We start from the raw sequence: 17,467 nt of genomic DNA, 5'->3' as shown, positions 1-17,467 counted from the left end.
CCCCACGAGTGTCAGTTGAGCGCGAGCAGGTCGGAATAGGTGCGCTGGACGGTGGCCTGGTCGTCCGCGGTCAGGCTGGGCCCGGTGAACCGGAACGTGCCGCCGGTCAGGATGTGGCAGGTCCGCGCGACCCGGGTCGCCTCGATGACGTTCTGCTCGGCGATGATGATCGTGCGCCCGTCGTTGGCCAGGGTGCGGAACACCTCGAACAGCTGGTGCACCATCTTGGGGGCCAGGCCCAGCGACGGCTCGTCCAGCATCAGCACCCGCGGCCCGCCGACCAGCGCCCGGGCCACGGCCAGCATCTGCTGCTCGCCGCCGCTCATCGCGCTCGCCTTGAAGTCGAGGCGTTCCTTGAGCCGCGGGAAGATGTCGAGCACGTCGTCGATGCTCGGCCCGGCCCGCCCGGTGAAGCGGCCCGCCCGCAGGTTCTCCATCACGGTCAGCCCGCCGAACAGCCGCCGGCCCTCGGGCGAGACCACCAGCCCCTCGCGGGCCAGCTTCTCGGTGCGGCCGCCGGTGACGTCCGCGCCGTCCAGCTCGACCTTACCGTCGCGCACCGGGATCAACCCGACGATCGCCTTGAGCAGCGTGGTCTTTCCGCAGCCGTTCGGGCCGAGCACGGCCACCACGTCGCCGTCGTCGAAGGTGACCGACAGGTCGCGCAGCACCGGTTCGGCGATGTAGCCGACGGTGAGGTTCTTGATCTCAAGCATTCTCCGACCCCACTCCCAGGTACGCCTCGATGACCTCGGCCCGCCGGCGCACCTCGTCGGCCGGGCCGTCGGCGATGAGCACCCCGGAGTCGAGCACCGAGACGCGTTCGCACAGTTCGAAGACCAGCGGGACGTCGTGCTCGATCAGCACGATCGTCATCTCCATCCGGTCGCGGGCGGTGCGCAGCAGGTCGACCAGCTTCTCGCGGTCCTCGGTGGTGAGCCCGGCCGCGGGCTCGTCGGCCAGCAGCACCGCCGGTCGGGCGACCACCGCCCGTACGGTGTCGATGATCTTCAGAACGGGGTACGGCACGTGTTTGCCGTCGATGTCGAGCCAGCCCGACAGGTCGAGGTCGGCCAGCATCTTCTCCGCCTCGGCGAGGTCGCCCCGGCCCGAGCCGACCGCCAGTTCGACGTTCTCGCGGATGGTGAGCCGGGTCGCGATCTCGGGCCGCTGGAACGTGCGGGCCAGGCCGTCGGAGATGCGTTTGGTGGCGCGGACGCCGGTGACGTCCTGGCCCAGCAGCCGCACCCGGCCGTCGTGCCGCCGCTGCTCGCCCGCGGTGATGTTGACCAGGGTCGACTTGCCGGCGCCGTTGGGCCCGATCAGCCCGCGGATCTCGCCCGGCGCCACCGTCAGGCTGACGTTGTCGACCGCGCGCAGACCGCCGAACGAGATGCCGACCTTCTCCAACTCCAGCGCGGCGCTCATTCCGCGGCCCGGAAGAACGAGATCATCTCGGCGAAGCCGTCGGCCAGCGTGTATTTGGGCACCACACCGAGCTCGGTGCGGGCGCGGCTGCCGTCGATCAGCGGGAACTCGTCGACGGACGTGCCGACGGCCTGGTCGATGGTGATGTCCGCGTCCGGCACCAGATCGCGCAGCACCTGCACGGCCTCGGGCACGCTGTGCACCTCGGAGGTCGGGGCGTTGAAGATCATGTTTTCGGTACGTGGCCCGAGCACGCCGGCGACGAAGGTGGCCGCCATGTCCTTGGCGTAGATGGTCTGCAGCTTGCCGCGCTCGGGGCCACCGGGCCAGGGCGGGAAGACCGCCTTACGGCCCAGCGCGACGTCGCGGACGACGGCGTTGAGCAGGCCGGAGAGGCTCGTGAAACGGCCCAGCCCGTACGTGACGGCGGGCCGGATGACGTTGACGTCGAGCCCGCCCTCCCGGAACTTGCGAGCCACGATCTCACTGGCCAGCTTGCTGACCCCGTACGGGGTGGTCGGGCTGGGCGGATCGTCCTCGGTGGTCACCTTGCCGCCGTACATGGCGGCCGGTCCCATCACCGAGATCGTGCTGGCGATGCAGGTGCGTTCGACGTCGAGCGCGCGGGCCGCGTCGAGCACGGCTCCGGTGCCGATCGTGTTGACCTTGACCGACTTGGTCGGGTCGGTCAGCGACTCGGCGCTCAGGAACGCGGCCAGGTGCAGCACCCGGGTGACCCGGCGGCTGCGGATCAGCTGCAGCAGCAACGACAGGTCGGTGACGTCACCCGCGACGATCTCGACCTGATCGCGGTACGCCCCGAGGTTGCCCGGCTGCGGATAGAGGTCCAGCCCGACCACCTCGTGGCCCTGATCGATCAGCTGGGCCACGGTGACGGCGCCGATGACGCCGGTCGCGCCGGTGACCAGAATCGTGCTCATCCGGATTCCTCGCCTTCTTCGTCGTCGATGACCGGGGCGTACGCCAGTCGTACGGCCCGCATGTGCTCCTCCATCAGGGTTCGTGCCCCGGCCGAGTCACCGGCCGCGATCGCCGCCATCAGCTGCCGGTGCTCCTCGACCATGCGTGGCCAGAACGACGGCGCGATCAGGTTGCGATGCACCCGTTTGTTCAGCACGTCGTAGATCGGCAGGCTGACCGTCTGGATGAAACGGTTGCCGGCCAGCCCGAGGATCGCCTCGTGGAACCCACGGTCGAAGATCAGGATCTGCTCGTCGTCGAGGTCGGTGACGTCGTCGGGCAGGAAGCGGGACAGCGTCTCCACCGCGTCACCGGCCGACCGGCTGGCGGCCCAGCCGACGCTGGCGATCTCCATCGTCTCGCGGGCGTCGAAGAGGTCCTGCACCTCGACCGTCTCGTCGGTCCAGAGCGCGAAGGCCAGCATCAGATACTCCGACACGTCCTCAGAGCTGGGCCGGGTGACCACCGAGCCGCCGCTGTTGCCGGGCCGGGTCTCCACGATCCGCTGCGACGCCAGGATCCGCAGCGCCTCGCGGATCGTGCTGCGGCTGGTGCCGAAGTGCTCGGCCAGCTCGGGCTCGGTCGGCAGCCGGGTGCCGGTCGGGATGGTGCCGGCCATGATGTCCCGCTGCAGCTGATCGGCGACCTGCTCGTAGCCCCGCTTCACCCGGCGCGAACCCAGAGCGTCCGGCTTCACCCGTCCCGTGCCACTGCTGGTCATGATCCCCGGTTTCCTTTCAGCATGCCGACAAGAGGGCGCACCGACGGAAGCGACGAGAGGCCCGCGATCCCGGCGACCAGGGCGTCGCTGCTCGCGTCGTCCAGGATCCCGGCGGCCAGTCGACGGAACTTCTGATCGGCGACGCCCCGGATGTCGCCTTCTTCGGCTTCGTCCGCCGGTACATCGAACCGCACGGTACGGCCCCCGGTCGACACCACCGCGGCCAGCCCCTGAAGGTCACCCGATGCCCGTACCCGCACCCGGGAGGCCACCGCCAGCAGGCGCGGGTCGTCGAGCCGGGCGTACGCCTGCGGCCCGACGTCGCCGAACACGGTCGCCGCGGCCACCTGGTAGTACACGCTGAACTGAGCATCGACCACACTGGACGGCCGCAGTTTCAGTTCGGTCGCCTCGCCGACGATGGGCAGGCCGCGCTCGGACAGCTGCACCTCGATCGGCTCGTCGCCGTGCGGGTCGGGTTTCAGGTCGAGCACCGCGTCGATCGCGGCATGGGTGAACCGGCAGGACGGGTACGGCTTGAGACGGGTCGCGGCGGCGTACCAGTCGGTGCCGAGTCCCGCCGTCAGATGAGAGGGATCAGGGCTTTCCGCGTACGCATGGAGCAGTCCCCACCGGCCTTCGAGCGCCCGCTTCGCGCCCGGCATCCCCGCACCCGCCAGCACCGCCGAGCCGACCGCCCCGCGGGCCGCGATGCCCGGGTGCAACCGCTTGTTGAGCGCGCCCGACTCGAGATACTGCATCGACCCGGCCGCTTGGCTGGCGGCCAGCCCGATCGCGCTGTCCGTCTGCTCCGCGTCCAGCCCGAGCAGCACCGAGCAGGCCGCCGCACCGCCGATCACCCCGGCCACGCTGGTGATGTGGAAGCCGCGGTCATAGGTCGACTCCCCCAGCGCCGCCCCGACCCGCGCGCCCACCTCGTATCCGGCGATCAGCGCCCGCTCGACCGTCGCGCCCGGGCTGTCCAGGTGTTCGGCCAGGGCCAGCACGGCGGGCACGATCGGCGCGCCCGGGTGCAGCAGCCCGCGGTAGTTGGTGTCGTCGAAGTCGAGCCAGTGCGCGGCGGCGCCGTTCCACAGCGCCGCGGTGTCGGCCGGCCACGAACCGGCGACCCCGGCCACCGTGCACTCGCCGCCCAGCCCGGTGACCCTGGTGTGCGCGGCCCGCAGTTCGGCCAGTTGCGGGTCGGTGGCCGCCGCGAACAGCATCACGCCCAGCGTGTCCAGGGTCCCGGCCAGCACGACGTCCCGGACCTCGTCCGGCGCCGATGATTGAGCGGCCAGGCCGGCCAGATCGGCGGTGGTCACACGATCCCCCGGCGCGACAGTTCGGCGATCTGCTCGGGCGTCAGGCCGATCTCGGCCAGCACGCTCGCGGTGTGCTCGCCCACGGCCGGCGGGCCGAGACGGTTGACCGGCTCGAACCCGCTGATCAAGGGCGGGAAGTCGAACGTCTTGGTCGATCCGGCGGCCGATTCGACCGTACGGACCAGGCCGCGCTCGGCGACCCGCTCGTGCTCCATCGCCTCGCCGAACGAGTTGAGCGCCCCGGCCGGGATGCCGGCGGCCTGGAAGCGGGCCAGCCACTGCTCGCGGTCCTGCCGCTTGAACAGCGTCACGAGTTTGTCCTGCAGCTCGTCGCGGTTGGCCAGGCGCAGGTCGTTGGTGGCGTACTGCTCCTCGGAGAGCAGGAACTCGGCGTCGATCGTGGTGCAGAACCGCGACCACTGGGCCCAGCTGCCGGCGCCGGCCGCGATGATGAGCCAGCGTCCGTCGCCCGCCTCGTACGGCCCGTACGGGAACATGGTGTGGTGGTTGAGGCCGACCCGGCCCGGCTCACGCTGCTGATACCACCACATGTAGGGGAAGTAGCCGGTCCAGCTCATCACCGTGTCGAACAGCGGGATGTCGATGTCGATCGGGCCGGTGCGCCCGGACCGCTTCTCCAGCACGGCCAGCAGCATGGCGATGGTCGCGTACATCGAGCCGGACAGGTCGACCACCGACATCGACAGCTTGGCCGGGTTTTCCTCGGTGCCGTTGGTGCTGATCAGCCCGGCCTCGCCCTGGATGATGAGGTCGAGCGCGGGGCGACTCGCCGAGGCGCTGGTCTGCCCGAAACCGCTGATCCGGCAGAGGATCAGCTCGGGGTTGTGCTCGACCATCCGGTCGCGGGTCAGGCCCCACTCGTCGAGCGTGCCCGGCACGTAGTTCTCGATCAGAATCGTGGCCTTCCCGACCAGCGCCAGCAACGCGTCCTGACCCTCGGGCGACTTGAGGTTGAGCGTCAGGCTCTCCTTGCCCGGGTTGACCCAGGCGTGCCCGCTCGACATGCCGTTCACGTTGGTGTCCCAGTCCCGGATGATCTCGCCGGTGCCGGGCCGCTCGACCTTGATGACCCGCGCCCCCATCTGGGCCAGCAGCCGGGTCGAGAACGGGCCGGACACCCCCTGCGAGAGGTCGAGCACGGTCACGCCGTCGAGGCCGCTCATGATGACTCCTTCCCGGCGCCGGCCGGTCGCCGGCGGACCACGATCCGGCGGGTTCCGGTGGCGACCGTTGTGTCGGTGCCCTTCCACCCGCGGAAGCGGTAGGTCAGCGTGCCTGCGCCCGGCTCGTCGTCGAGCCCGGTCAGCTCGAGCACCTCGCTCTCGGCCCAGAGGGTGTCGCCCTGGAACACCGGGGCGGTGAGCCGGATGTCGTCGTACCCGAGTTCCCGTACGGTCTGTTCGGCCAGGTCCTCGCTGGTCATCCCGACCACCAGGGCGAGGGTGGCGCCGCCCATCACGAGGCGTTCGGGAAAGATGCCGTCGAGCATCCCGGTCGCGTACTCCAGGTTGAAGTGCGCCTGGGCGGTGTTGAGGGTGCGCAGCGTCCAGCGCATGTTGTCCTCGTTGGTCACCGTCCGGCCGCGGATGTGCCGCAGCCGCTGCCCGACGGTGAAGTCCTCGAAGTAGTTGCCGCGCCCGGTCAGATCAACGTGCCGCATCGAGCAGCCTCCTCGCGATGACCTCACGCTGGATGTCGCTGGTGCCCTCGCCGATCGGCAACAGCCCGGAGTCGCGCCAGTGCCGGTTGACGTCCGCCTCGATCGCGTAGCCGGCCCCGCCGTGCAGGTAGAGCGCGTCCCAGGCGACCTTGTGGGCCATCTCGGCGGCGAACAGCTTGGCCATGCCGGCTTCGAGGTCGACCCGGCGGCCGCTGTCGAAGCCGCGGGCCGCCATCAGCCCCAGCGCCCGGGCCGCCTCGATCTGGGTCGCCATGTCGGCCAGCCGGAACCGGACGGCCTGGAACCGGTCGAGGCTCTGCCCGAACTGCTCGCGCTCGGCGGTGTGCCGCTTGGCCGACTCGTACGCGGCCCGGGCCAGCCCGATGCAGCGGAAGGCGAACGTGATGCGGGCCGACTCGTAGCCCTTCATCAGCTGCCGGAAGCCCTGCCCCTCGACCCCGCCGACCAGGTTGGCCACCGGCACCCGATGGTCGGAGAAGTACAGGCTGTACGAGTGCATGCCGTGGTAGCCGGCGGTCGGCAGGTGGGTGCCGGTCAGCGTGGGCGGCACGAACTGCTCGCCCGGCTCCTTCTCGACCATCAGCAGGCTGATGCCGTGGTGCTTGGACTCGTCGCTGGTCCGGACGTAGGTGAACAGCACCCCGGCCCGGTCGGCGTTGGTGGTCCACTGCTTGGACCCGTTGAGGACGTAGTGGTCGCCGTCGCGGACGGCCCGGGTCTTGATGTTGGCCGCGTCCGATCCGGCCTCGGGCTCGGTGCCGGACGACGACGACTGCAGCTCGCCGCTGGCCAGGCCGGGCAGGAACCGCTGTTTCTGCTCCTCGGTGCCGGAGCGGGCCAGCAGCTCCCCGCAGACCGAGTTGCGGTGGATGACGCTGCCGAAGGTGAGCCCGGCCGCGGCCAGCTCCTCGGTCACGACGCACATGCTGGTCAGGTCCTGGCCCAGGCCGCCGTAGGCCTCGGGCAGGGTCAGGCCGAAGAAGCCGAGCCGGCCCATCTCGGCCATGATCTCGTCGGGGATCCGGCCGTCGGCCAGGTCGATCTTCGTGCCGACGCCGTCGAGCCGCTTGGTCGCGAACTCGCGGGCCATCTCGCGGAACTCGAGGTGATGCTCCTCGAGCACTGACTCATTGGACATTGCCACTCCCCTCGCGGGTCAGGGCGAGGTTGGCGCGCCGGTAGCGCACGACGCACTCGCCGTCCTGGCGGTGGCCGGCCGACTCCCACTCGACGATGCCCCAGCCGGGGCGCGACTTGGACAGCCGCCGGTCGAGCACGACCGACTCGCACGTGAGGGTGTCGCCGGGATAGACCGGCTGCAGGAAGGTGACGCCGGTGAGGTTGAGGAACGGGCCGCCGGCCTCCGACAGGTCCTCCACGCTGAGGCCCAGGCAGATGTTGTAGACGAGCAGGCCGGGCGCGACCACGTCCGGATGCCCGTGCGCCCGCGCGTACTCGACGTTGAAGTGCAGCGGGTTGTACTGGTTGGTCATGGTGGCGAAGTCGATGACGTCGTGCCGGGTCAGCGTGCGGCCCCAGTGGTGCACGAAGCGCCGGCCCGGCTCGTGGTCGTCGTAGTAGGTGCCGCGCATGACGGTTCTCGGCTCGGTCACGTCGGTCATCGGTCTCCCCCGTCCAGCCAGTCGGCGGCGAACGCGGCGTCGCCGCCGTTCGCGGTGAACTTGGTGATCAGCGCGGCCCGGTCGAGCGGGTTCTCGACGGTGCCGCGGCTGTGCTCGACGCGGGCCCGGCGCACGGTCCCGTCGGTCAGGTGGACGGCGACCTCACCCGGGAAGCTCTTCGGATAGTCCGAACGCGGGTCGGGCACCGTGTCGACCTTGGTGCTCCAGGCCAGCACGGCCGGGTCGTCGAGGCCGTCGTAGAAGCGGCGCAGCGTCACGTCGCCGTCGGCGAAGGCCACCCCGGTCACGTACTGGACGCTGAACAGCGCGTCGTACGCGTTCCGCGGCGCCCGCCGCATCGCGACCGGCTCGACCACCATCTCGAACAGCGACTCGTGCAGCAGCACCTCGATCCGCTCGACCCGGTCGGGCGATCCCACCTCGTCGCGCAGGGCGATCGCGGCGTCGGCGCACGCGTGCAGGAAGTGGCAGCACGGGTACGGCTTGAGGGCCAGGTCGAGCAGGTCCCACCGGGTGCCGAACCCGTCCATCACCTGGTCGGGATCGATGAGCTGCTCGGTGTGGCTGCGGAACAGCCCCAGCGGCCCCTCGAACACGGCCGGCGGACCGGCGAACCCGGCCTGGGCCAGGGTGACCGCGGTGATGCCGGACGAGGCGGCCCAGCCCGGGTGCAGCCGCTTGAGCCACGATCCCTTGATCTCCAGGATTCCCGCCGCCATGCTGCCGCTCAGGCCGAGCGCGTTGGCCAGCACATCGGCCGGCACACCGCGCAGCCGGGCCGCGACACAGGCGGCCGCGAAAGCGCCGATCACCCCCGTCGGGTGGAAGCCGCGCGAGTGGAACGCCCCGGGCGCGGCCAGCGACAACCGGCAACCCACTTCCAGACCGAGCGCGTACGCGTCCAGGATCTGTCCCCGGCTCGCCCCGACCGACTCGCCCACGGCGAGCGCGGCGGCCAGGGCCGGAGCCGTCGCGTGGTAGATGCCGGCGATGTGGGTGTCGTCGAAGTCGAGCCCGTGGATCATCGTGCCGTTGACCAGCGCCGCGCGCTCGGGGCTGAACGTCCGGCCGCTGTTGAGCCCGGTGGCGGCCGGCCCGCTCGGCGGTGACGGTTCCAGGGCCGCGGCACCGTCCACGATGGCCTTCGCGAACGGGAAACCGGCCGCGGCCCTCGCGGTGCCCAGCGCGTCCAGCGAATGCTCACGGGCCTTACGCCGTACGGAATCCGGAAGCTCTTGATCTTCCAATACCGCGGCGCTGATCCGCGCGGCCAGGGTGTCCGCGCTCATACGTACCACGTCGAACGGCCGCCGTCGGAGACCAGCAGCTGACCCGTCATGTAGCCCGACGCCTCGCTGAGCAGGAACATCACCGGACCGGCCATCTCGGCGGCGTCGGCCACCCGGTCGAGCGGCGTCGACTCGCGGGCCCCGGCGAAGAACTCGTCAGTGGCCGTCTCGCTGCCCGCGACCGCGAACGCCATCGGCGACTTGTGCAGGCCCGGGGCGACACAGTTGACACGGACGCCGTGCTTGCCGACCTCGGACGCCAGCGTGGTGGTCAGCCCGATGACGGCGGACTTGCTCACCGCGTACGCGTGGGTGGGGAACTGCCGCCGGCCCATGAACCCGTTGAGCGAGCTGATGTTGACGATGCTGCCCTTCCTGGCCGGCATCATCCGGCGCAGCGCCTCCTGGCAGTTCCAGAAGGTGCCGTTGAGGTTCACGTCGAGCACTCGGGTCCACTCGTCGGGCTGCATGTCGAGCACGCTCTCCGGGCTCGAGTTCATGGCCGCGAAGTTGACCAGCAGCGACACCGGGCCGAGCTCGCGGTCGACGGTCGCGTAGGCGTCCCGTACGGCTTCGGCCGAGCCGACGTCGGTCGGAACGGCCAGGAAGCCGTCGGCGTCCTTGAGGCTCTCGGCCCGGTCGAGTCCGGCCACCTTGACGCCCTTGGCGGTGAGCTGGGCGACCAGAGCCTGACCCATCGCGCCGCCGGCGCCGGTGACGACCGCTACCTGTCCGGCCCATTCGGTTTCCGGCATGTCTTCTCCTCCCAGGAGGCGGGGCGGACGAGCCGTCCGCCCCGCGGTCGTCGTCAGGGTGCGGTCGGCAGCGGCCGAGCGTCCTGCACGACGTTCCAGCCACCGTCCTTCTTCCACTGGACCATGAAGGCGGCGTTGTTCCCGAGGTGCTCCTCGGGCGTGTACGTGATCTCGCCGTTGACGCCGATCCGCTTGGTGCCGATGGCCTCGAACGCCTTGATCAGGTTCTCCTGGCTGACCTCGCCGTTGTTGTCGGTCATCGCCTTGAACGCCTCGACGAAGATCTGGCACGAGGCGTACCCGTTGATCGACTGGATGTCGGCGTTGGTGTCGGGCGCGAACTTCTTCATGTCGTCGCGGAACTTGACCGCGGCCGGGTCGTCGGAGAAGAACGGCACCAGATAGGACTGGAAGTAGACGCCGTCCATCGCGGCCGGGTCCAGCTTGACCACGGCGTCGCTGGCCACGTAGTAGCCCGACACCCACGGCACGTTGACGCCGCTGGCCATCAGGGCCGCCTTGACCTTCACCAGGGCGGTCGGGCCGGCGTGGTTGATCACGACGTCCGGCTTGGCGTTCTTGAGCGCGATCGCCATCGGTGTGAAGTCGGAGTCGTCGGGCGCGGTCGGCACCTCGACGACCAGTTCCCCACCCTTCGATTTCACGTACGCGGCCAGGGTCTTCTGCACGTCCTGCCCGATGCCGCTGTTCTCGTACATCAGCGCGATCCGCTTGCCCTTGAGCTCGCCCATCGCGTAGTCGGCCAGGTGGTACCCGAGGCGGCTGTAGGCCGGGATCATCGGGAACACGTTCTTGATGTCCTTGCCGAGCAGGCTGTCGCCGGACATGCCGGGCTGGTACGGCATCGACTTGCCCTGGATGTACGGCATCACCGACTGGTTCGACGAGGTGCCCGGGCCCCAGACGATGGAGAACATCTGGCCGCCCTCGACCTGGTTCTTGGTCTCCTGCAGGGCCCGGGTGGGCACACCGGCGGTGTCGTTGAGCTTGATGTTGAACTTCCAGCCGTTGACGCCGCCGGCGTCGTTGGCCGACGCGATGCAGGTCTCGGCGCCGCGGCCGGCGGCGGCCTGGCCGGCGAACGCGCCCGAGGCGATCGTCCAGCCGCCGACGTTGACGGTCTTCTTGGCGGTGTCGACGCCGGGGGCGCCGCCGCTGGCGGCCTCGTCGGCGCCGCCGCAGCCCGCGGCGACCATGACCAGCGCGGCCCCGATTGCTATTTTAGGAAAAATGTCCGTTTTAGTGGGCATGTTGATCTCCAGGACGTCTCTTCGAACGAGCTACGCGGCGCTGTCGACCAGCGGCTTCGCGGGGGACGGCGGGACGGTCGCGTCGGTCCGGCCCTTGCGCTTGCGGCGCAGGCGGGGCAGGACGTCGAGCGCGGACAGGTCCCGCGGCAGCAGGAACAGGGAGGCGATGACGACGGCGCCGAAGATGGCCATCGACAGCTCCTCGGAGCTGCGGAAGGCGACCGGCACCAGGATGACGAGCGCGGATCCCCAGAACGACCCGGTGATGGATCCACCGACGACCGCGGCGACGAAGAAGTACATCGCGAGGTCGAACGTGAACGACTCGGGTGCGACGCCGCCGGCCTGGAACGCCTCCAGGGATCCGGCGAGGGCGCCCAGCCCGCAGCCGATGGTGATGACTCCCACCCGCCAGACGGTGGGCGAGATACCGATGGCGACGCCGGCCCGTGGTGAGTCACTGGCCAGCGTCATCCGCCAGCCGAAGCGCGAGTTGCGCAGGGCGATCAGCCCCACGAACACGACCAGGGCGAAGATGGCGACGAAGGTGTACATCTGACTGGAGGTGAGCTGCAGCCCACCGAAGCTGGGGGCACTGAGGATGCGGCCGTTGGCGCCGCCGGTGAGCTCGCCCCAGTTCTGGGCCAGCTCCGGCAGGGCCAGCGCGAGCGCCAGCGTCATGGCCGCGAAGTACGGGCCCTGCAGCCGCGCCGAGCCGATCGAGATGATCGCCGCGATGACCAGGCCGGCCCCGAACGCGATCAGCATGCCCAGCCACCACTTGCTGCCGTCCATGTCGACGACGATCGCGGTGGCGTACGCGCCCAGACCGACGAAGGCACTCTGGGCCAGCGACATCTGCTTGGTGTAGTTGATGATCAGCGCGACGCCGGCCACCGCGATGAACGTGATCAGCCAGGTGCCGAGGCTGAGCCGCCACGACGAGCCCAGGATGAGCGGGGCGAACAGCACCAGCACGACCAGCACGAGTTGCAGGACGGCGTGTGCCGGGCGGCCCCGCAGCCGGCTGCCCCGGCCGGCCAGCGCCGACTTCAGGCGGGCGGCCAGGCGGCCGCTGCGCTCCCCCTCGGCCGCGGCCGAATCGTGTTCGGTCTCGGCCTTGCCGAAGATGCCGTGCGGCCGGATCCAGAGGAACAGGATGACCACCACGTACAGGATGACGTTGCGGTACTGCAGCGAGATGTAGGTACCGGCGATGTTCAGCGTGAGCGCCACCGCGAGGCCGCCGACCGCCGCGCCGAACAGCGACGAGAAGCCACCGATCACGGCCGCGGCGAACGCGGTGATCAGGATCGAGTTCATGCTGCCCGGGCTCAGGTAGAGCAGCGGTGCGATGAGCGCGCCGGCCAGACCGCCGAGACCGCCGCCGAGCGCCCACGAGGACGACCGGATCCGGTTCACGTTGATGCCGGTGAGCCGGGCCGCGACCGGGTCCTCGAAGGTGGACCGCAGCTTGAGGCCGATCTCCGACTTGAGCAGCACCACGGTGAGCACGGCGCCGACCACGAGCGCGACGCCGACCACGGTCAGGCCGTAGTAGGTCATCCGCAGGCCGCCGAGGCCGAAGCTGGCGTTGTCCCACGGCACCGGGATGGCCCGCTCGTCGTAGCGCCAGGTGCGGATGATGACGTACTCGAGGATCATCGCGACGCCGAAGGTGGCGATCACCAGTTCCAGGGCCGACCGCTGGTAGAGCCGCGACAGCAGCAGCTTCTCCATCAGGTAGCCGAGCGCAGCGCCGAGCAGGACGGCGGTCACCACGCCGAGCAGGAACGGCATGCCCCAGATGACGGTGACCTGGTAGGCCACGTAGCCGCACAGGCCGGAGAGGATGCCGTGCGCGAAGTTGAAGACACGGGTGGTCTTGTAGACCATGACGACGCCGAGCGCGGTCAGCGCGTAGATGGCCCCGGTGACCAGCGAGTTGATGATCACGAGCCCCATGTGGTCACCTCGCTCTTCTCCATCGGGTCGGTTTTCTCCATCGGCGAGAACAGCAGATCGGTCTCGTCGCGCCGGGCGATGTTCCAGGCCGGGTCGAGCGGCACGTACGCCTTCGGGTCCTCGCGCCGCACCCACTCGTAGACCACGTTGCGCTGGAGGATCTTCCAGCCGGTGTCCGGACGGTGCTCGAACGTGTCGACGTACCGCGCGGCGATGGTCAGCCACGACTCCTCGCCGCCGCCGAACGGGTCGTCGCCGCCGGCCGCCACGTTCTGGTAGGTCAGGCAGTACGTCTCGACGCGCGCCCGCTTGCCGTCGTCGCTGGGCCGGATCGCCACGTTGCCCAGGAAGTGCATGGACGACTTGACGTTGCGGTGCCGGTTCTTCACCCACGCGACAAAGCCGTCGGCGTCCCCCACGTACGGGCCGTGGGAGTCGATCGCATCGTCGTGGTAGCAGGAGCGCAGCAGGTCGTACTGCTTGCGGTCGACACCCTGGCAGTAGCGGGTGAGGATCTCGTGGATCTCGTTCATGCCGTCTTCTCCTTGACCGGGAACATCTTGGCCACCCGGTCGAGGGCCACCTGCGAGACGTTGATGCCTTGGACGCGGATGTCGTTCACGCCGTCGATCTGGGTCATCCGGGTGCGCAGCACGGCCGCATAGGTCCACGGGGCCAGCTGGCAGCACGCGCAGGCGCCCAGCAGCTCCAGGTCGACGATGCCGGCCTCCGCGTCGACGGCCGCGATCCGCGCCTCACCGCCGTGGATGTGCAGCAGTGGGCGGATCTGCTCGTTGAGCACGGCCAGGCTGCGCTCGTACAACGTCTCGTCGGGGGTCATTTCGCGTACCTCGCCGGGATCTCGATGTCCAGCAGCCGGGCCAGGTTGCGACCCATGATCATTTCCTGCATCTCGCGGGTGATCTGCGGGTGTGCGTAGCCGTCCAGCTGGTGCGGTGGAATCTCCGTACTCAGGAAGAGGTCGATGAGCGGCTGGGCGGCCGGCCACAGCGGCACCTCGGAACCCCACAGCAGCTTCTCGGGACCGCAGGCGAACAGGGCCTCGCCCAGGTTCATCAGCGTCGGCACCGGGCGCAGGGCCAGATAGTTGATCCAGCTCGACAGCGACAGATAGACGTTCGGGAAACGGCGCCCGATGTCGATCGTCTCGGCCTGGTACGGGATGCCGAGGTGGTGGATCACAAAGTTGATCTCGGGGAAGTCGATGGCCGGGATCTGGATGTCGTTCGGCCGCAGCGACTCGATCGGCTCCATGCCCAGCGGCAGCCCCTTGTGGAACTGGATCATCGTGACGCCCAGGTCGAGGGCCCGCTTGTAGAGCGGGTAGGCCAGGTCGCGGTCGTCGGCGCGCCACGAGGTGCGGGCCGAGTGGCCGTTGTAGAGCTTGAACGACCGGGCGCCCATCTGCTCGACCTGGTAGGTCATCGACTCCAGGGCCGTCCGCAGCCCCTGGTAGACCGGATCGACGGCGCCGCAGAAGATGACCCGCTCGGGGTCCAGCTTCATCAGCTCGTACTGCCGCTCGACGCCGGCCAGGCCGTCCTTCCAGTAGTCGTAGAGCGGCACGGCCTGCGCCATCGCCATGTCGGTGGTCGACTCGTCGAAGATGATCCGGTGGATGTCCTCTACCGACCATGCCCGGGCGAAGTTCGCGTAGCTGCCGAAGCGTAGGTCGGGCGGGAAAGTCTTGGTGCTGCCGGTGTAGATGTTCCGGTTCGCGCACTCGGCGAGATCGTCGATCAGGTTCGACGGATCGAAGTTATGGACGTGCACCACGTTGTCGAAGATGAACATGTCGCGGCCCAGGCCCGTGGCCTCCCGCATCTCCGCGGTCATCGGCACCGCTCCTTCGCTCGTTGCTCGATCACTCCGGATGTGACGTGCTTCTGTGATGTGGACCTCACTGTTGCACCGGCGTTTCCAGAGTGTCAATAGTCTGAAAGCTCGAAGGTCTGATTTTTGAAAGGTTGCCGCCATGAGTGCTGACCGAGCCCGCCGCACCTGCCTGACCGTGCCCGGGGACAACACCCGAATGTTGGATAAATCCGCAGGTAGAGGTGCGGATGAGGTGATCTACGACCTGGAGGACTCGGTCGTCCCGGCCCAGAAGTCGGCCGCCCGCGGAACGGTCATCGATTTCCTGAAGGCGGCGCCAACCTTCGACGGTGTCCGTTCTGTCCGGATCAACGGTGTTGACACCGCGTGGGCGCACCGTGACGTTGTGGAGATCGTCGCGGCGGCCGGACTCCACTTCGACACGATCGTTCTGCCCAAGGTCGAACACCCCGGCGCGATCCACTGGCTCGACCTGCTGCTGTCCCAGCTCGAGGCCGAGAACGACCTGCCGCGCGGCCGCATCGGCATCGAGGCCCAGATCGAAGGCCCCGGCGGCATGCTCCGTCTCGAGGCGATCGCCCAGGCCTCGCCCCGCCTGCAGGCCCTGATCTTCGGACCCGGTGACTTCATGGCCGCGATGCGCCTGCCCGATTTTGATCTCTCGGTCACGCCCGATGCCCTGGACGCCCTGGACCTGTGCCGCTGGCAGATCGCGATGACCTGCCGCCTGCACGGCCTGGCCGCCATCGACGGCCCGTACCCCCAGATCAGCGACATCGAGGGGTGCCGCCGCTCGGCCGACCGGGCCCGCCGCCTCGGCTACGACGGCAAATGGGTGCTGCACCCGGCCCAGGTGACGGCGGTCAACGACGTCTTCCGCCCCAGTCCCGAAGCCCTCACCCGGGCCCGGGCCATCATCGCCGCCCTGGACAACCAGGACGCCAGCGCCGCCGGCGGAGCCCTCATGCTCGGCGACCAGATGATCGACGAAGCCACCCGCCGCTGGGCCCTCTCCGTCGTCGCCGGCGACCGTCCGCTTCGCGAATCGTGAGCGCGGCAAGCTTGCGCGCGTTGATTTTCCCCTTCGCCGAGGGTGGGAGCCATCCGATCCTCGGCGCAAGGAGATACATCATGACCCACACGCAGCGGCCGGCCCCTCGAACGTCAGCCGGAAAAGGATTTCTGAGGCGGACCCTCGGCGGCGGCCTGGCGATGGCGGCCCTGCTGATCGGATTCGTCGTCTTCGCCGTTCCGCAGCCGGCGATGGCCGCCACGCAGACCATCTGCACCGACTTCACCAACGCCAAGGTCTGGCAGACCCGGACGTCGTGGGCCCGGATCCGCGAGCGCGCCTGCCTGGAGTACTCGGGAGCACAGGTCCGGCCGCGCACCCAGGTCCAGGTCGACTGGCCGGCCGACTGCACTCTCAGCATCGGGGTGCCGCCGTCGGTCACCGGTGGCTGCCCGTCATCGCGGCTGACGAAGTCGCCGGACCTCCTCTTCCGCCTGCTCGACATTCAGCAGGGCTGGAAGGTCGGAACCGCGAACCGCGTCAACGGCACCTGCCGCATCCAGTCGTGGAACGTGGGCCGGCTGCAGCAGTCCACATTCACCAAGACGTGCGTCGGCAGCTGGGTGCCGCGCAAGCGGTTGGTCGAGTACCGCGTCTTCGTCAACGTCACCGCCGACGTCTGGGCCGACGGGGACGGCCTGAAGTCGCTCAACGAGATCACCGCATCCTGGCACTGGGCGTAGCTCGGCACCGGGCCGTCGGCAAAAGGTCCCGCGCGATCCACCGCCGCCCAAGGTCACGGGTGGCGGTGGATCGCCGCTCGGTCGAAAGTCACCGGCCCAGCCCGGCACAGACGACGAGGGTCAAGATGGGCAGGACGACAAGGGCGAGAAAGATCCAGATGCAGCAGCCGCCCCCGCCACCGGAGAAGTGCGACCACGGGGTCCGGCTACCGTGGCGAGCCCAGTCGGCATATTGTTCGGCGCGTTCGCGTTCGGTCGGCATGGTCTCGGTCTCCCGGGGTGTCGTTCGCCTCTGTCGCTGACTCGAGAGAGGTTCACCGCCACCACGGGCCACACCGCGATCCGGTTCAGAGGTTCAGGAAGCGTGACGCCGGCGGGGCGGACAGCCGGCCCGAGCCGAGCCAGGTCGCCGGGCGGTTTCAGCCGAACAGGGCCGTCGCGATCCGGGTGACGTGGCGGCCCTGGAAATCGGCCATGCCCAGCTCCAGCTCGCTCGGCCTGCGCTCGCCCGTCATGTTGCCGAACCGGGTGCCGGTGCCGAAGATGAGCGCGTCGTAGTCGGCCAGCTCGGCCGGGTCCGCGATCGGGGCGGGCTGGTCGCTCCGGCCGCCGATCGCGGCGAACGCCTCGGGTGACATCGTCTCGGGGACCCGCTTCAGCGTCACCGAGGCTCCGGCCACGCCGCTCGCGCCCTCGGCCACGGCGTGGGCCATGGTCTCGATGTGTCCGTAGATGCTGTGGTAGAGCACCAGAACTCTGGCCATGGGTCGGTCCT

Annotated in this window: 19 protein-coding genes; 2 read left to right on the top strand and 17 right to left on the bottom strand. The window is 69.5% G+C overall.

Translation table 11 applies throughout. The features are described from left to right. Positions 1-11 precede the first annotated feature (11 nt). From KOI35_RS27160 to KOI35_RS27085, 16 genes are read right to left on the bottom strand one after another with little or no spacing between them, the layout of a single operon-like run. A complete protein-coding gene (locus tag KOI35_RS27160) occupies positions 12-716 on the bottom strand; it encodes an ABC transporter ATP-binding protein (protein WP_215791444.1) in 705 nt (234 codons plus the stop codon). After that, positions 709-1,428 (bottom strand): ABC transporter ATP-binding protein, encoded by a 720-nt coding sequence (locus tag KOI35_RS27155; RefSeq protein ID WP_215791635.1) that lies wholly within the window; start codon positions 1,426-1,428, stop codon positions 709-711. The genes KOI35_RS27160 and KOI35_RS27155 overlap by 8 nt, the downstream gene beginning before the upstream one ends. Then, on the bottom strand, positions 1,425-2,369 hold the full coding sequence (locus KOI35_RS27150; protein ID WP_215791443.1) for an NAD-dependent epimerase/dehydratase family protein: 945 nt from the start codon (positions 2,367-2,369) through the stop codon (positions 1,425-1,427). The genes KOI35_RS27155 and KOI35_RS27150 overlap by 4 nt, the downstream gene beginning before the upstream one ends. Continuing rightward, the gene (locus KOI35_RS27145) at positions 2,366-3,130 is read right to left on the bottom strand and encodes a FadR/GntR family transcriptional regulator (protein WP_215791442.1); all 765 of its coding nucleotides are present in this window, start codon (positions 3,128-3,130) and stop codon (positions 2,366-2,368) included. Before KOI35_RS27145 ends, KOI35_RS27150 begins: the two co-directional genes overlap by 4 nt. Next, positions 3,127-4,455 (bottom strand): MmgE/PrpD family protein, encoded by a 1,329-nt coding sequence (locus KOI35_RS27140; RefSeq protein ID WP_215791441.1) that lies wholly within the window; start codon positions 4,453-4,455, stop codon positions 3,127-3,129. Before KOI35_RS27140 ends, KOI35_RS27145 begins: the two co-directional genes overlap by 4 nt. Beyond that, complete coding sequence (locus KOI35_RS27135; RefSeq protein WP_215791440.1) at positions 4,452-5,639, bottom strand: CaiB/BaiF CoA transferase family protein; 1,188 nt, start codon at positions 5,637-5,639, stop codon at positions 4,452-4,454. Before KOI35_RS27135 ends, KOI35_RS27140 begins: the two co-directional genes overlap by 4 nt. Further along, complete coding sequence (locus KOI35_RS27130; protein WP_215791439.1) at positions 5,636-6,136, bottom strand: MaoC family dehydratase; 501 nt, start codon at positions 6,134-6,136, stop codon at positions 5,636-5,638. The genes KOI35_RS27135 and KOI35_RS27130 overlap by 4 nt, the downstream gene beginning before the upstream one ends. Continuing rightward, complete coding sequence (locus KOI35_RS27125) at positions 6,123-7,295, bottom strand: acyl-CoA dehydrogenase family protein (RefSeq protein ID WP_215791438.1); 1,173 nt, start codon at positions 7,293-7,295, stop codon at positions 6,123-6,125. The genes KOI35_RS27130 and KOI35_RS27125 overlap by 14 nt, the downstream gene beginning before the upstream one ends. Beyond that, on the bottom strand, positions 7,285-7,779 hold the full coding sequence (locus KOI35_RS27120) for a MaoC family dehydratase (RefSeq protein WP_215791437.1): 495 nt from the start codon (positions 7,777-7,779) through the stop codon (positions 7,285-7,287). Before KOI35_RS27120 ends, KOI35_RS27125 begins: the two co-directional genes overlap by 11 nt. Further along, positions 7,776-9,089: an MmgE/PrpD family protein gene (locus KOI35_RS27115; RefSeq protein ID WP_215791436.1), complete on the bottom strand. Its 1,314-nt coding sequence runs from the start codon at positions 9,087-9,089 to the stop codon at positions 7,776-7,778. Before KOI35_RS27115 ends, KOI35_RS27120 begins: the two co-directional genes overlap by 4 nt. Next, positions 9,086-9,844 (bottom strand): SDR family NAD(P)-dependent oxidoreductase, encoded by a 759-nt coding sequence (locus tag KOI35_RS27110; protein ID WP_215791435.1) that lies wholly within the window; start codon positions 9,842-9,844, stop codon positions 9,086-9,088. Before KOI35_RS27110 ends, KOI35_RS27115 begins: the two co-directional genes overlap by 4 nt. Positions 9,845-9,897: 53 nt before the next feature. After that, complete coding sequence (locus KOI35_RS27105; RefSeq protein WP_215791434.1) at positions 9,898-11,115, bottom strand: ABC transporter substrate-binding protein; 1,218 nt, start codon at positions 11,113-11,115, stop codon at positions 9,898-9,900. A 30-nt stretch (positions 11,116-11,145) separates the two neighbouring features. Next, positions 11,146-13,080, bottom strand: a complete 1,935-nt coding sequence (locus tag KOI35_RS27100) for an ABC transporter permease (RefSeq protein ID WP_215791433.1) — start codon at positions 13,078-13,080, stop codon at positions 11,146-11,148. Next, on the bottom strand, positions 13,068-13,613 hold the full coding sequence (locus KOI35_RS27095) for a nuclear transport factor 2 family protein (RefSeq protein ID WP_215791432.1): 546 nt from the start codon (positions 13,611-13,613) through the stop codon (positions 13,068-13,070). The genes KOI35_RS27100 and KOI35_RS27095 overlap by 13 nt, the downstream gene beginning before the upstream one ends. Further along, complete coding sequence (locus tag KOI35_RS27090) at positions 13,610-13,921, bottom strand: NifU family protein (protein WP_215791431.1); 312 nt, start codon at positions 13,919-13,921, stop codon at positions 13,610-13,612. Before KOI35_RS27090 ends, KOI35_RS27095 begins: the two co-directional genes overlap by 4 nt. Further along, a complete protein-coding gene (locus tag KOI35_RS27085; RefSeq protein ID WP_215791430.1) occupies positions 13,918-14,937 on the bottom strand; it encodes an amidohydrolase family protein in 1,020 nt (339 codons plus the stop codon). Before KOI35_RS27085 ends, KOI35_RS27090 begins: the two co-directional genes overlap by 4 nt. Before the next feature lie 139 nt (positions 14,938-15,076). Here KOI35_RS27085 and KOI35_RS27080 point away from each other — a divergent pair, with 139 nt between their 5' ends. After that, entirely contained in the window at positions 15,077-15,988 is a 912-nt protein-coding gene (locus KOI35_RS27080; protein ID WP_215791429.1) for an HpcH/HpaI aldolase/citrate lyase family protein, read from the top strand. Positions 15,989-16,068: 80 nt separating this feature from the next. Further along, positions 16,069-16,692 (top strand): hypothetical protein, encoded by a 624-nt coding sequence (locus tag KOI35_RS27075; protein ID WP_215791428.1) that lies wholly within the window; start codon positions 16,069-16,071, stop codon positions 16,690-16,692. Positions 16,693-17,111: 419 nt separating this feature from the next. Here the strand turns inward: KOI35_RS27075 and KOI35_RS27070 are convergent, their stop codons facing one another. Then, positions 17,112-17,456, bottom strand: coding sequence for a flavodoxin domain-containing protein (locus tag KOI35_RS27070; protein ID WP_215791427.1), 345 nt, complete (start codon positions 17,454-17,456; stop codon positions 17,112-17,114). Positions 17,457-17,467 lie beyond the last annotated feature (11 nt).

The organism is Paractinoplanes bogorensis, from assembly GCF_018829635.1.
Classification (GTDB): Bacteria; Actinomycetota; Actinomycetes; order Mycobacteriales; family Micromonosporaceae; genus Actinoplanes; species Actinoplanes bogorensis.
The sequence above is the reverse complement of the archived record's forward strand: the minus strand, read 5'-3'. Positions and strand labels throughout refer to the sequence as shown.

What these genes read in the sequence shown, in the direction of transcription:
- KOI35_RS27095 (WP_215791432.1), bottom strand. Translation starts at nt 13,613, where the DNA reads ATGAACGAGATCCACGAGATCCTCACCCGCTACTGCCAGGGTGTCGAC.
- KOI35_RS27105 (WP_215791434.1), bottom strand. Translation starts at nt 11,115, where the DNA reads ATGCCCACTAAAACGGACATTTTTCCTAAAATAGCAATCGGGGCCGCG.
- KOI35_RS27080 (WP_215791429.1), top strand. Translation starts at nt 15,077, where the DNA reads ATGAGTGCTGACCGAGCCCGCCGCACCTGCCTGACCGTGCCCGGGGAC.
- KOI35_RS27070 (WP_215791427.1), bottom strand. Translation starts at nt 17,456, where the DNA reads ATGGCCAGAGTTCTGGTGCTCTACCACAGCATCTACGGACACATCGAG.
- KOI35_RS27135 (WP_215791440.1), bottom strand. Translation starts at nt 5,639, where the DNA reads ATGAGCGGCCTCGACGGCGTGACCGTGCTCGACCTCTCGCAGGGGGTG.
- KOI35_RS27125 (WP_215791438.1), bottom strand. Translation starts at nt 7,295, where the DNA reads ATGTCCAATGAGTCAGTGCTCGAGGAGCATCACCTCGAGTTCCGCGAG.
- KOI35_RS27085 (WP_215791430.1), bottom strand. Translation starts at nt 14,937, where the DNA reads ATGACCGCGGAGATGCGGGAGGCCACGGGCCTGGGCCGCGACATGTTC.
- KOI35_RS27130 (WP_215791439.1), bottom strand. Translation starts at nt 6,136, where the DNA reads ATGCGGCACGTTGATCTGACCGGGCGCGGCAACTACTTCGAGGACTTC.
- KOI35_RS27120 (WP_215791437.1), bottom strand. Translation starts at nt 7,779, where the DNA reads ATGACCGACGTGACCGAGCCGAGAACCGTCATGCGCGGCACCTACTAC.
- KOI35_RS27075 (WP_215791428.1), top strand. Translation starts at nt 16,069, where the DNA reads ATGACCCACACGCAGCGGCCGGCCCCTCGAACGTCAGCCGGAAAAGGA.
- KOI35_RS27145 (WP_215791442.1), bottom strand. Translation starts at nt 3,130, where the DNA reads ATGACCAGCAGTGGCACGGGACGGGTGAAGCCGGACGCTCTGGGTTCG.
- KOI35_RS27155 (WP_215791635.1), bottom strand. Translation starts at nt 1,428, where the DNA reads ATGAGCGCCGCGCTGGAGTTGGAGAAGGTCGGCATCTCGTTCGGCGGT.
- KOI35_RS27160 (WP_215791444.1), bottom strand. Translation starts at nt 716, where the DNA reads ATGCTTGAGATCAAGAACCTCACCGTCGGCTACATCGCCGAACCGGTG.
- KOI35_RS27100 (WP_215791433.1), bottom strand. Translation starts at nt 13,080, where the DNA reads ATGGGGCTCGTGATCATCAACTCGCTGGTCACCGGGGCCATCTACGCG.
- KOI35_RS27090 (WP_215791431.1), bottom strand. Translation starts at nt 13,921, where the DNA reads ATGACCCCCGACGAGACGTTGTACGAGCGCAGCCTGGCCGTGCTCAAC.
- KOI35_RS27115 (WP_215791436.1), bottom strand. Translation starts at nt 9,089, where the DNA reads ATGAGCGCGGACACCCTGGCCGCGCGGATCAGCGCCGCGGTATTGGAA.
- KOI35_RS27150 (WP_215791443.1), bottom strand. Translation starts at nt 2,369, where the DNA reads ATGAGCACGATTCTGGTCACCGGCGCGACCGGCGTCATCGGCGCCGTC.
- KOI35_RS27110 (WP_215791435.1), bottom strand. Translation starts at nt 9,844, where the DNA reads ATGCCGGAAACCGAATGGGCCGGACAGGTAGCGGTCGTCACCGGCGCC.